This window comes from Pseudomonas sp. PSE1(2024) (assembly GCF_050990555.1).
GTDB classification, from domain to species: domain Bacteria; phylum Pseudomonadota; class Gammaproteobacteria; order Pseudomonadales; family Pseudomonadaceae; genus Aquipseudomonas; species Aquipseudomonas aphyarum.
On sequence record NZ_CP158967.1, the window covers coordinates 3,355,274 to 3,367,558 of the forward strand.

The window sequence follows — 12,285 nt, forward strand, 5'->3', positions numbered from 1 at the left end:
TCCCCGGGTGGTACTTCAAACCCTTGAAAACACGTGTTTTTCAGACAATTGGCTGAAGGATGGCTGTCGCCCCGAGGTTCTTATGAGTCAAGCGTTTCTCCCGTTTTCCCGCCCCAGTATCGGTGAAGAAGAAATTGCCGCCGTCGAACAAGTATTGCGTTCGGGCTGGATCACCACCGGGCCGAAGAATCAGGCATTGGAAGAACACTTCGGCAACTATGTCGGTAGTCGGCACGCCGTAGCACTTTCCTCGGCCACCGGTGCCATGCATGTAACTTTACTGGCGCTGGGGATCGGCCCCGGCGATGAAGTCATCACCCCGTCGCAGACCTGGGTGTCGACCGCCAACATGATTTCCCTGCTCGGCGCCACGCCGGTGTTCGTCGATGTCGACCGCGACACCCTGATGACCGACGCCGCGCGCATCGAAGCCGCCATCACGCCGCGCACCAAAGCGATCATTCCCGTGCATTACGCCGGCGCTGCGTTCGACCTTGATCCGCTGTACGCACTGGCTGACAAACACGGCATCGCCGTGATCGAAGACGCCGCCCACGCCGCTGGCACTCGCTACAAGGGCCGCCACGTGGGTTCGCAAGGCACCGCGATCTTCTCGTTCCACGCGATCAAGAACATGACCTGTGCCGAAGGCGCGATGTTCGTCACCGACGACGAAGCCTTGGCCAACCGTGTGCGCATGCTCAAGTTTCATGGCCTGGGCGTCGATGCCTACGACCGCCTGACCCACGGCCGAAAACCCCAGGCCCAGGTGATCGAGCCCGGTTTCAAGTACAACCTGGCCGACATCAACGCCGCGATTGCGCTGGTGCAACTGGAGCGTCTGGACGCAATCAACGCCCGCCGCACCGAACTGGCCACGCAATACCTGCAAAAACTCGAAGGCCTGCCGGTGCAACCGCTGGCCGTGCCGCAGTACGCCCAACAACACGCCTGGCACCTGTTCATCCTGCGCATCGACAGCGAGCACTGCGGGATCGATCGCGAAGCCTTCATGAAGGGTTTGCAGGAGCAAGGCATCGGCACCGGCATCCACTTCATCGCCACCCACCTGCACACCTGGTATCGCCAGCGTGATCCGCACCTGTCCCTGCCCGACACCGAGTGGAACTCGGCGCGGCTGTGCTCGATTCCCTTGTTTCCCGACATGACCCACCAGGATCTGGACCGGGTCGTCGGGGCCATTGAACACCTGATGGGGAAACGCCCGTGAGACCTTATCCGATTCATTGCGTGTCGATCGTCATCCCGGTCTACAACGAAGAAGACAGCCTGCCGGAGCTGCTGCGCCGCACCCAGGCCGCCTGCCAGCAATTGCGGCATGACTACGAAATCGTGCTGGTCGACGACGGCAGCCGCGACGCCTCCGCACAATTGCTCGAAGACGCCGCGTCAGTCGAAGACAGCCCGTTCGTGGCGGTCATCCTCAACCGCAACTACGGTCAGCACGCGGCGATCATGGCCGGTTTCGAACAGTGCAAGGGCGACGTGGTGATCACCCTCGACGCTGACCTGCAGAACCCGCCGGAAGAAATCCCGCGCCTGGTGGCCGAGGCCGAAAAGGGCTTTGACGTGGTCGGCACCGTGCGCGGCAACCGTCAGGATTCGGCCCTGCGCCGTTATCCGTCGAAACTGATCAACCTCGCCGTGCAGCGTTCCACCGGCGTCGCCATGAGCGACTACGGCTGCATGCTGCGCGCCTACCGCCGCACCATCATCGACGCGATGCTCGCCTGCCGCGAACGCAGCACGTTCATTCCGATCCTCGCCAACAGCTTCGCCCGCCACACCACGGAAATCACCGTGGCCCACGCCGAGCGCGAACACGGCGATTCTAAATACAGCCCGATGCGCCTGATCAACCTGATGTTCGACTTGATCACCTGCATGACCACCACGCCCCTGCGCCTGCTGAGCATCGTCGGCTTCGCCATGGCCGGGCTCGGCGTGCTGTTCGCGGCGGCGTTGATCGTCATGCGCCTGGCCTTTGGCGCCGGATGGGCCGGCGATGGCCTGTTCGTGCTGTTCGCCGTGCTGTTCGTGTTCACCGGTGGCCAATTCATCGGCATGGGCCTGCTGGGCGAATACCTGGGGCGTATGTACAGCGATGTGCGCGCCCGCCCGCGTTTCTTCATCGAAAAGGTCCTGCGCGGGCATCCCGCCACGCCGGCCCCCGCCATCACCGTTGACGGCCTCACTTCCAACTCCACGTCCGATCAGGTTCTCTCATGAGCGCAAAAACTGTTGTCTTCGCCTACCACGATATTGGCTGCGCCGGCATTCAAGCCCTGCTCGACAGCGGCTACGACATTGCGGCCGTGTTCACCCATGCCGATGACCCGCAGGAAAACGCGTTCTACGCCTCGGTCGCGCAACTGTGCGCCAACAAAGGCATCGCGGTTCATGCACCGGAAGACGCCAACCACCCGTTGTGGATCGAGCGGATTGCCAAGCTCGATCCGGATTACATCTTCTCCTTCTACTATCGCAACCTGCTGAGCGAGCCCTTGCTGGCCACCGCCAAAAAAGGCGCGTTCAACCTGCACGGCTCATTGCTGCCGCGCTACCGTGGCCGCGCCCCGGCCAACTGGGTGCTGGTCAACGGCGAAACCGAGACCGGCGTCACCCTGCACCGCATGGTCAAGCGCGCCGATGCCGGCGCCATCCTGGCCCAGCAACGCGTGGCCATCGAACGCAGCGACACCGCGCTGAGCCTGCACGGCAAACTGCGGATCGCTGCCAGCGACCTGCTGCGCGATGCACTGCCGGCGATGTTGCACGGCAAACTGCGAGAAACCCCGCAGGACGAATCCCAGGCCACGGTGTTCGGCCGTCGAACCGCGGCAGACGGCAAACTGGTCTGGGCCCAACCGGCGGAAAAACTGTTCAACCTCGTGCGGGCCGTGACTCAGCCTTACCCCGGCGCCTTCTGCGCTGTGGGCGAGCACAAGCTGATCGTGTGGAGCGCCGATGTGGTCAAGGGCAACGAAGGTCAGGCGCCGGGCCGGGTCATCAGTGTCGATCCGCTGCGCATCGCCTGCGGTGAAGATTCGCTGGTGATCAACGCCGGCCAGCGCAACGACAACGGCCTGTACCTGAGCGGCCCGCAACTGGCCAATGAACTCGGTCTGGTGGACGGCTCGCTGCTGCGCGGTGCCGAATCCGGCCGTGGCCCGCGCCGTACACGGGTGCTGATCCTCGGCGTCAACGGCTTCATCGGCAATCATTTGTCCGAGCGTCTGCTGCGTGACGAGCGCTACGAAGTCTATGGCCTGGACATCGGCTCCGACGCCATCGACCGCCTGCGCAGCCATCCGCGTTTCCACTTCGTCGAAGGCGACATCAGCATTCACTCGGAGTGGATCGAGTACCACATCAAGAAATGCGACGTGGTCCTGCCGCTGGTGGCCATCGCCACGCCGATCGAATACACGCGCAACCCGCTGCGGGTGTTCGAGCTCGACTTCGAAGAAAACCTGAAACTGGTGCGCTACTGCGTCAAATACAACAAGCGCGTGATCTTCCCGTCGACCTCGGAAGTCTATGGCATGTGCCAGGACAAGCACTTCGACGAGGACAGCTCCAACCTGATCGTCGGCCCGATCAACAAACAGCGCTGGATCTACTCGGTGTCCAAGCAACTGCTGGACCGGGTGATCTGGGCCTACGGCGCCAAAGGCCTGAACTTCACCCTGTTCCGTCCCTTCAACTGGATGGGCCCACGGCTGGATCGCCTCGACTCAGCGCGCATCGGCAGCTCCCGGGCCATCACCCAGTTGATCCTCAATCTGGTGGAAGGCACACCGATCCGCCTGTTCGACGGCGGCGAACAGAAACGCTGCTTCACCGACATCGCCGATGGCGTCGAGGCGCTGGCGCGGATCATTGATAACGACAACGACGTCTGCAACGGCCAGATCATCAACATCGGCAACCCGGACAACGAAGCGAGCATTCGTCAGTTGGGCGAAGAACTGCTGCGTCAGTTCGAGGCTCACCCGTTGCGTTCCAACTTCCCGCCGTTCGCCGGTTTCCGCGACGTGGAAAGCAAGGCGTTCTACGGCGCCGGTTACCAGGACGTCGAGCACCGCAAACCGAGCATCGCCAACGCCAAGCGCCTGCTGGACTGGACGCCGACCGTGGAAATGCGCGAGACCATCGGCAACACGCTGGATTTCTTCTTGCGTGAGGCAATGGCCGAAATCGAGAGCAAGCGTTAATGCAGGCCGGTTTGCGCATCGATGTCGACACCTTTCGCGGCACCCGCGAAGGCGTGCCGCGTCTGCTCGACATCCTCGACGAGGCGCAGATCAAGGCGACGTTTTTCTTCAGTGTCGGCCCGGACAACATGGGCCGGCACCTGTGGCGCCTGATCCGTCCGCAGTTCCTCTGGAAGATGCTGCGCTCCAACGCCGCCGGCCTGTACGGCTGGGACATCCTGCTGGCCGGCACCGCCTGGCCGGGCAAACCGATCGGCCGCGACCTCGGGCACCTGATGCGTCAGGCCCGGGCCGCCGGCCACGAAGTCGGCCTGCACGCCTGGGATCACCACGGCTGGCAGGCCAATGCCGGGCGCTGGAGCGATGCGCAACTGGTCGAGCAGATCCGTCAGGGCGTCGACACCTTGAGCGACATCCTCGGCGAAAAGGTCACGTGTTCGGCCGCCGCCGGTTGGCGCGCGGACGAGCGTGTGATCGAAGCCAAACAGGCCTTCGGCTTTCGCTACAACAGCGATTGCCGTGGGCAGCGGCTGTTCCGGCCATTGCTGGCCGATGGCTCGGTCGGTGCGCCGCAGATTCCGGTGGACCTGCCGACCTTCGATGAAGTGGTCGGGCCGAGTGTGGTGGCGAAGGATTTCAACGCCTTCATCCTCGACCGGTTCCGCCAGGACAACCTCAACGTCTACACCATTCACGCCGAAGTAGAAGGGATTCTGATGGCCGAAGACTTTCGTCGATTGCTGGCCGACGCACGCCAGCGAAACATCAACTTTCAACCGCTGGGCGACTTGCTGCCCGAGTTTCTCAACACCCTGCCCGTCGGCCGGGTGCAGCGCGGTGCCCTCGAAGGCCGCGAAGGCTGGCTGGGAGTGCAAGGCGCATGAGCAAACGCTGGGCATTGCCGCTGTTGCTGGGGATTTTCCTGCTGGCCTGGCTGCTGCCGCTGGGCAGTCATGGTCTGTGGATTCCCGATGAAACCCGCTATGCGCAGATCAGCCAGGAAATGCTGCAGAGCGGCAACTGGGTGTCGCCGCATTTCATGAACCTGCGTTACTTCGAAAAACCGGCGGCCGGTTACTGGATGATCGCTATCGGGCAGGCCGTGTTTGGGCAGAACCTGTTCGGCGTGCGGTTTGCCTCGGCCCTGAGTACCGGGCTGAGCGTGCTGCTGTGCTTCCTCATCGCTCGCCGTTTGTGGAATGACCCACGCAAAAGCTTCGTCTGCGCCCTGCTCTACATGAGCTTCGTCATCGTCGCCGGCCAGGCCGGTTACGCCAACCTCGATCCGCAATTCACCTTTTGGGTCAACCTGAGTCTGGTGGCGCTGTGGTTTGCCCTCGACAGCCGCTCCAACGGTCAGCGCCTGGCCGGTTGGGCGGTGCTGGGCCTGGCCTGCGGCATGGGCTTCATGACCAAGGGTTTTCTCGCCTGGCTGCTGCCGGTGCTGATCGCTTTGCCGTGGATGCTCTGGCAAAAACGCTGGAAGGAATTGCTGCTGTACGGCCCGCTGGCCATTGCGGTGGCGATCATCGTCAGCCTGCCGTGGGTGTTGGCGGTGCACGGTCAGGAACCGGATTACTGGCGGTTCTTCTTCTGGCACGAGCACATCCGCCGCTTTGCCGGGGACGATGCCCAGCATGACGCGCCGTGGTGGTTCTACCTGCCGCTGCTGGTGGCGTTCAGTCTGCCGTGGGTCGGGATGTTGCCGGTGGCATTCAAGCAGGCGTGGCAGACCCGCCGCGAAACCGGCATCGCGTTTCTCGGCCTGTGGCTGCTGATGCCGCTGCTGTTCTTCAGCCTGAGCAACGGCAAGCTGCCGACCTACATCCTGCCGTGCCTGCTGCCGCTGGCGTTGCTGCTGGGCCATGCGCTGGCCGATCGCTTGCGCCTGGAGCAAGGCCGGGCGCTGGGCCTCAATGGTCTGCTGAACCTGTTGCTGGGACTGGTCACGCTGATCGGACTGGTTTACGTGCAACTGAAGCGTCCGCTGTACGACCACGAATTGCACAGCCTGGTGCTGGTGTTCATCGCCCTGACCGGCTGGATCATCAGCAACCTGCTGCAAGCCTTCCGCCCGTTGCAATGCTGGGCGGCGCCGGCGGTGGGGAGCCTGCTGCTGATCGCATTGCTGCCGGCAGCGCTGCCCAAATCGGTGGTGGCGAACAAGATGCCCGACCAGTTCGTCCTCGCCCACCAGACGGAGCTCGCGGCCACCACGCACCTGTTGAGCAACGACCTGGGCGCCGCGTCGGCCCTGTCCTGGCGGGTCAAACGCCCCCAGGTGGCGATGTACAACACGATAGGCGAATTGAAATATGGCCTTGCCTATCCTGATGGCATTCACCAACGGGTCGATCCCGATCAGGTGCAACAGTGGATGCGCGAAGCCCGCAAGACCGGTTCGGTCGGCGTGCTGATGCGGGTCAAGGGGCAAGACGAACTGGACGAACTCGACAGACTGCCCAAGGACGGCGTCCGTTATGAGCAAGGCAATCTGGTGATCGTGATTCTTCCGCAGGAGGCGTCATGAGCCTGTGGCTGCTCTTGCTCGCCTGCCTGCTGACCTGCCTGGGCCAGGTCGCACAGAAATTCGCCGTCGAGAGCTGGCGCGGCGCGAGCCTTTCATGGTCGCGCAAAGTGCGCTCGCCGTGGCTGTGGCTGGCGCTGTTTGCCCTCGGCACCGGTCTGCTGGTGTGGCTGCTGGTGTTGCAGCGCCTGCCGGTCAGCATCGCCTACCCGATGCTCAGCCTCAACTTCGTGATCATCACCTTGATCGCCCGCTTTGTGTTCAAGGAGCCCGTCGACGTTCAACACTGGTTCGGCGTGTTTTTGGTAATCGGTGGCGTGGCGTTGTTGGGGCAGCAGTCATGAACCAGCGTCGTGGAATCTTCTTCGCCCTGGCCAGCGTGCTGCTGGTCAGCGTGGCGCAACTGAGCATGCGTTGGAGCATGACGCGTCTGCCCCGGCCGGATCAGTGGCTGGCCATGCCCAGCGTCGATTCGAGTGCGCTGGCCGTGGTGCTCGCGGCGATCTTCGCTTACGCGCTGTCGATGCTTTGCTGGCTTGCCGCCCTGCGCGATCTGCCGCTGGGCCGGGCCTATTCGCTGCTGAGCATTAGCTACGCGCTGGTGTACCTGCTGGCGGCCAGTCTGCCGCTGTTCAACGAATCCTTCAGTTTCTCTAAATCACTGGGCGTGGCGCTGGTCATGCTCGGGGTCATCACCATCAACACTCGTCCGGCCCGTGCGCCCGAATTGAGGAGTTCGCCATGAAAATCACAGTGTTTGGTAGCGGTTATGTCGGCCTGGTGCAGGCCGCCGTGCTGGCCGAAGTCGGCCATGACGTGGTGTGCATGGACATCGACGAGAAGAAAGTCGAGCTGCTGCGCCAGGGCCATGTCAGCATCTTCGAGCCGGGGCTGGCCAGCCTGGTCCGCGAGGGTCTGGACGCCGGGCGCCTGCAATTCACCTGCGATGAAAAACTCGCGGTGCAGCACGGCAAGGTCGCGTTCATTGCCGTTGGCACCCCGTCGAAAGAAGACGGCTCGGCCGACCTGCGTTACGTGCTGTCGGTGGGTGACGCCGTGGCCCGTCACCGTGAAAAACCGCTGATTCTGGTGGAGAAATCCACCGTACCCGTCGGCACCGGCGACACCTTGCGCACCCACCTGGACAAAGCGCTGATCAAGGCCGGGCGCCTGTTGCAGTTCGATATCGTGTCCAACCCGGAATTTCTCAAGGAAGGTTCGGCGGTCGCCGATTGCCGTCGGCCCGACCGGATCGTCATCGGCTGCGAGCGCGAAGAAGTGCGCGACGTAATGCGCGATCTGTATTCGCCGTTCAACCGCAACCACGACCGCATCATGTTCATGGACCTGCGCAGCGCCGAGCTGACCAAGTACGCCGCCAACTGCATGCTGGCGACCAAGATCAGCTTCATCAACCAGATCGCCGAACTGGCCGAACACCTGGGCGCGGACATCGAATCGGTGCGCCAGGGCATCGGCGCCGACAGCCGCATCGGCTACCACTTCATCTACCCCGGTTGCGGCTACGGCGGTTCGTGCTTCCCCAAAGACATGCGCGCGCTGATCCACAGTGCCGAAGAGGCGCACTGCTCCAGCGATTTGCTGCAAGCGGTGGAAGCGATCAACCAGCGGCAGAAACACAAGCTGTTCGAACGCATTAATGCGTTCTACAAGGGCGAACTGCGCGGCAAGACCTTCGCCCTGTGGGGCCTGGCCTTCAAGCCGAACACCGACGACATGCGCGACGCGCCGAGCCGTGTTCTGCTGGAATCGCTGTGGGCCGCCGGCGCCAGCGTGCGGGCGTTCGACCCGGAAGCGATGCAGGAAACCCAGCATCTGTACCCGGAAGAATCAAAACTGATGCTGATGGGCACCCCGGAATCGGTGCTCGCCGGTTCCGACGCGCTGATCATCTGCACCGAATGGCAGCAGTTCAAGGCGCCGGATTTCGACCTGATCCAGCAACGCCTCAAGGCTCCGGTAATCTTCGACGGTCGTAACCTGTACGACGCCGAACGCCTGGCCCGCAACGGTTTCCATTACTTCCCGATGGGCCGTGGCGAATCGCGCACCCTGCCGATTCCGTTGCAGCAATGGCCGCACGCCTCGGACGTGGCTTGATCGGTTTAACTCCCGCCCTGCGCCGGCAGTCCCTGATCGCAGGGCTGCTGGCGTTTTTGCTGTTCATCGCCGGCGTGTACGGGCAGGCGCCCATCGGTTTTGACTCGCGTTTCGTGTTGTTCGCCCAGGAAATGCTCCGGCACGGGCCCAGTATTTTTCCCACCACTTATGGTGAGCCTTACGCCGATTATTCGTCGCTCTCGACCTTGTTCATCTGGCTGTTTTCGTTGCCGTTCGGGACGGTCAACAGCCTGACGGCGTGGCTGCCGAGCGCTGTCGCCGGCGCGGTGATTGTGACGTTGATGTATCGCTTGCTCGCGCCTTCATCCGTGCGCTGGGCGGTGGTCAGCATCGCGCTGCTGATGCTCACCAGCACTTTCATCACCGAAACCCGTGCGGTGTCGCAGGACCTGATGCTCGCCGCCGTGGCGTTTTCGGTGTTCTACCTCGGCTATGCCCACGACCATTTCGCTGCCGGACGACGCTGGCCGCTGGTGTTCATTCTGTTGCTGCTGGGGTTCGGCATTCGCGGGCCGATCGGGCTGGTGGTGCCGACCGGCATGCTGTGCAGTTACTACCTGCTGGATCGCCAATGGTCGCGCCTGTTGATCTTCGGTGTGCTGGCTTCGCTGCTGCTGGTGGCGTGCGTCGGGCTGTTGTTGTGGCTGGCGGAGGTCAGCGGTGGGCCGGCGTTTCGTCAGGACGTGATCCGCATGCAGTTCATGGGGCGCATGGACGGCAGCGAAGGCGTCAGCGGTTCGCTGTATTACTTCACCAGCTCACTGGGCAACTACGCGCTGGCGTATCCGCTGGCCTTGCTGGCACTGGCGGCGGCATGGTTGAGCAAGCCCCGGCAACGCGGCCCGGCTTTGCGACTGGTGCAGTATTGCGCCGTTGCGGGGTTGATCGTGATGCTCGGGCTGTCGATTCCACAGGCGAAAAAGGCCCGTTACCTGCTGCCGATGCTGCCCATGGCGGCGATCATTGCGGCGTATCCGTTTCAGGTGTTGCACGGCCGGGTGTTTGCCTGGCTGCGTGTCGCCATGCAGGGATTGTGGTTGTTGATTCCCGCGTTGTTGATCGTCTTGTTGTGGGTGGCGAAGCGACGGTTTCCCGAGTCGTTGACCGACCTGACGCCGGTAATGATCGTGCTCGGATTGCTGCAACTGGCCGCGTTGTCGCGGTTGTGGCTGTCGCGCTGGCGAACCGAAGTCCTCGCGTTCAGCGCTGTTTTGGCGGTCTGGTCGGCGTATGCGCTGGTGTTCGAGCCGGTTGAGCGCCAGCTGTATGACACGCGAACCTTCAGCCAGGCGGCACTCGCGCGCATCCACGAGCAACCTGCGCCGCTGGTGCTGCACGGCATGGGCAAGGACGCCAAGGCGATCAAGTTTATGGTCAACGTCGAGCAGGATCTGCAACCGCTGTTCACTGAAACCACGCAAGCACTCGAAGCGCTCAAGGGGCCGGCGTGGCTGATGATGGACCGCAGCGACTTGCAGGCCCTGCAAGGCACGCCGCTCGGAACGCTGCGGCCGGTGTTGAGCGGGCGTTTCGACAAAAACGATTATGTGTTGCTGTGGCTGACGCCTTAACCTGCGCGACGTGATTTCGACAGGGACCGCAGACTGATGACCTTTACCGTGCGACAGGCCCTGGCAGCCGATGCCATCGCCCTCCCCGCCATCGAGCGTTCGGCCGCCGGGTTGTTTCGCCTCGACCCTTCGCTGGCCTGGCTTGCAGATGCCGCCGTGCCGCAGGCCTCGGCGCATTTACCGGCCATTGACCGGGGTGAACTGTGGGTGGCGGAAAACAACGACGGGCAACTTGCAGGTTTTTTAAGGGCGGTGACTGTCGACCAACAGTTGCACATTGAGGAACTGTCCGTCAGCCAAAACTTTCAGGGTCGGGGCGTCGGTCGCAAGTTGCTGTTGGCGGCGATTGAACAGGCGCGTCTGTGGCAACTTCGGGCGGTGACGCTGACGACGTTTCGCGATCTGGCGTGGAATGCGCCGTTCTATCAACGCGTGGGTTTTGCGCTATTGAACACCGAGGACACGGACGCGCGTCTGAACCATGTATTGCGCGATGAAATCGCTCACGGATTGCCCGGCGAGCGACGTTGCGCCATGCGCCTGATACTCACGCCGTCGGCTTGAGATCAACCCCCAGCGCCTGGGCGAACGCCTTGACCAGCGGACTGCGCACGGTGTTGTGCCGCAGGATCAGATTGAACGGCGTGTCGAAGTGAATCAGCTCCGGGCACACCGCGCGAAACTGCCCGGCGGCCACCAGCGTGGCGGCGTAGTGCTGGGGCAGAAAGCCCACGAAACGCCCGGTCTTGATCAGCAACGCGACGGCTTCGACCTGGGTCGCCGACGCGGAAAAACTGTCGTAGCGGGCGAAGTTGAGCTTGTCGCGATGGATCGCGTAGCGGTGGTTGATGCACTCGTATTCCTGCAGCACGTTGCCGCCCATCTGCTCCGCCGGCATCTCGAACAACGGGTGGCCGACGGCGCAGTAAGCCTGCGAGCGTTCTTCGTAGAGAGGGTAATAATCGAACTCTTCGCGCTTCTGATAAACCGGGACTATTCCCGCAACTAGGCGCCCCTCTACTACGCCTCTTTCTACTTCATCCAACTGGGTGGCTTGAAGTTGAAACCTTACTTTCGGTGAATGTTCATTTATCTTTCTAAGCGCAGCAACTAACGGCGAATTATCGTCACTGATCGTATTATCGATCACCCCCACCCCGAGATCGCCGATAAGTTCGTTCTGCGCCGAACTAAGCCGATCACGAAAGTTGTCGACCGAGGCAAACAGATCGATCGACGCCTGATACACCAGACGCCCTTCTTCGGTCAGGTGAAACCCCTCGCGGCCACGGGTACACAGGCGCATGCCGATGCGGATTTCCAGGTCGGAGATCTGCTTGCTGATCGCGGCCAGGCCCACGTTCAGCTCGTTTTGCGCCGCGCTGAAACCGCCGGCCTCGACCACCGCCTTGAACACCTTGAGCAGTTTGAAATCCAGTCCGCTGAGGGCCAAAGGTGCCCGGTGAGCGGTTTTGACCGGTGGGTTTCCGGAATTGGAAAGTGGGGTTTCCATAATGCTGATTTACCTCTGGCGCAATGTTCAACAATCTGTGTCCAACAACAAAAACATCGCCGGCTAATAATAATGATCACAGAAAACAAGCCTTGGCAACCGCCAAAAAATCCCGAACATCAGTGCCAACTCACTGATCGCCAAACATTAAAAGCTGACACTTCGATCAGCTCTTGTCTCTTTGCAACTGCCCTCTTGAAAACTGCTTTGGCCTGATTCCGTCTGCTGATTGTTCGGCACGATTTTTCAGGGCCATGCACACCGATTTCAGTTCGCGTTACCGACGAGGAAAAC

The 12,285-nt window shown here is 62.1% G+C and carries 11 protein-coding genes; 10 read left to right on the forward strand and 1 reads right to left on the reverse strand.

The genetic code is table 11. The annotated features are described in order from the left end of the window. Positions 1-82 precede the first annotated feature (82 nt). From arnB to ABTV87_RS15115, 10 genes are read left to right on the forward strand one after another with little or no spacing between them, the layout of a single operon-like run. Positions 83-1,231 carry a UDP-4-amino-4-deoxy-L-arabinose aminotransferase gene (gene arnB / locus ABTV87_RS15070; protein WP_433897833.1) on the forward strand — a complete coding sequence of 383 codons (1,149 nt, stop codon included), beginning with the start codon at positions 83-85 and terminating at the stop codon, positions 1,229-1,231. Then, a complete protein-coding gene (gene arnC / locus ABTV87_RS15075) occupies positions 1,228-2,250 on the forward strand; it encodes an undecaprenyl-phosphate 4-deoxy-4-formamido-L-arabinose transferase (protein ID WP_230731001.1) in 1,023 nt (340 codons plus the stop codon). Before arnB ends, arnC begins: the two co-directional genes overlap by 4 nt. After that, entirely contained in the window at positions 2,247-4,238 is a 1,992-nt protein-coding gene (gene arnA, locus ABTV87_RS15080) for a bifunctional UDP-4-amino-4-deoxy-L-arabinose formyltransferase/UDP-glucuronic acid oxidase ArnA (protein ID WP_433897834.1), read from the forward strand. Before arnC ends, arnA begins: the two co-directional genes overlap by 4 nt. Beyond that, entirely contained in the window at positions 4,238-5,122 is an 885-nt protein-coding gene (gene arnD, locus ABTV87_RS15085; protein ID WP_433897835.1) for a 4-deoxy-4-formamido-L-arabinose-phosphoundecaprenol deformylase, read from the forward strand. Before arnA ends, arnD begins: the two co-directional genes overlap by 1 nt. Beyond that, complete coding sequence (gene arnT / locus ABTV87_RS15090; RefSeq protein WP_433897836.1) at positions 5,119-6,768, forward strand: lipid IV(A) 4-amino-4-deoxy-L-arabinosyltransferase; 1,650 nt, start codon at positions 5,119-5,121, stop codon at positions 6,766-6,768. The genes arnD and arnT overlap by 4 nt, the downstream gene beginning before the upstream one ends. Next, on the forward strand, positions 6,765-7,109 hold the full coding sequence (gene arnE, locus ABTV87_RS15095; RefSeq protein ID WP_262159537.1) for a 4-amino-4-deoxy-L-arabinose-phosphoundecaprenol flippase subunit ArnE: 345 nt from the start codon (positions 6,765-6,767) through the stop codon (positions 7,107-7,109). The genes arnT and arnE overlap by 4 nt, the downstream gene beginning before the upstream one ends. Beyond that, positions 7,106-7,510: a 4-amino-4-deoxy-L-arabinose-phosphoundecaprenol flippase subunit ArnF gene (arnF, locus tag ABTV87_RS15100; protein WP_433897837.1), complete on the forward strand. Its 405-nt coding sequence runs from the start codon at positions 7,106-7,108 to the stop codon at positions 7,508-7,510. The genes arnE and arnF overlap by 4 nt, the downstream gene beginning before the upstream one ends. Next, positions 7,507-8,886 carry a UDP-glucose dehydrogenase family protein gene (locus ABTV87_RS15105; RefSeq protein ID WP_085603465.1) on the forward strand — a complete coding sequence of 460 codons (1,380 nt, stop codon included), beginning with the start codon at positions 7,507-7,509 and terminating at the stop codon, positions 8,884-8,886. Before arnF ends, ABTV87_RS15105 begins: the two co-directional genes overlap by 4 nt. Continuing rightward, positions 8,859-10,478 (forward strand): ArnT family glycosyltransferase, encoded by a 1,620-nt coding sequence (locus ABTV87_RS15110; protein WP_433897838.1) that lies wholly within the window; start codon positions 8,859-8,861, stop codon positions 10,476-10,478. Before ABTV87_RS15105 ends, ABTV87_RS15110 begins: the two co-directional genes overlap by 28 nt. Positions 10,479-10,514: 36 nt before the next feature. After that, positions 10,515-11,042 (forward strand): GNAT family N-acetyltransferase, encoded by a 528-nt coding sequence (locus ABTV87_RS15115; protein WP_433897839.1) that lies wholly within the window; start codon positions 10,515-10,517, stop codon positions 11,040-11,042. Here the strand turns inward: ABTV87_RS15115 and ABTV87_RS15120 are convergent. Next, on the reverse strand, positions 11,026-11,991 hold the full coding sequence (locus ABTV87_RS15120) for a LysR family transcriptional regulator (RefSeq protein ID WP_433897840.1): 966 nt from the start codon (positions 11,989-11,991) through the stop codon (positions 11,026-11,028). The two genes, ABTV87_RS15115 and ABTV87_RS15120, sit on opposite strands and share 17 nt — an antisense overlap. Between the last annotated feature and the right edge of the window lie 294 nt (positions 11,992-12,285).

Bases quoted from the DNA above. Each gene is read 5' to 3' on its own strand.
- arnF (WP_433897837.1), top strand. From the start codon at position 7,106: ATGAACCAGCGTCGTGGAATCTTCTTCGCCCTGGCCAGCGTGCTGCTG.
- arnA (WP_433897834.1), top strand. From the start codon at position 2,247: ATGAGCGCAAAAACTGTTGTCTTCGCCTACCACGATATTGGCTGCGCC.
- ABTV87_RS15115 (WP_433897839.1), top strand. From the start codon at position 10,515: ATGACCTTTACCGTGCGACAGGCCCTGGCAGCCGATGCCATCGCCCTC.
- arnT (WP_433897836.1), top strand. From the start codon at position 5,119: ATGAGCAAACGCTGGGCATTGCCGCTGTTGCTGGGGATTTTCCTGCTG.
- ABTV87_RS15110 (WP_433897838.1), top strand. From the start codon at position 8,859: ATGGCCGCACGCCTCGGACGTGGCTTGATCGGTTTAACTCCCGCCCTG.
- ABTV87_RS15120 (WP_433897840.1), bottom strand. From the start codon at position 11,991: ATGGAAACCCCACTTTCCAATTCCGGAAACCCACCGGTCAAAACCGCT.
- ABTV87_RS15105 (WP_085603465.1), top strand. From the start codon at position 7,507: ATGAAAATCACAGTGTTTGGTAGCGGTTATGTCGGCCTGGTGCAGGCC.
- arnE (WP_262159537.1), top strand. From the start codon at position 6,765: ATGAGCCTGTGGCTGCTCTTGCTCGCCTGCCTGCTGACCTGCCTGGGC.
- arnB (WP_433897833.1), top strand. From the start codon at position 83: ATGAGTCAAGCGTTTCTCCCGTTTTCCCGCCCCAGTATCGGTGAAGAA.
- arnD (WP_433897835.1), top strand. From the start codon at position 4,238: ATGCAGGCCGGTTTGCGCATCGATGTCGACACCTTTCGCGGCACCCGC.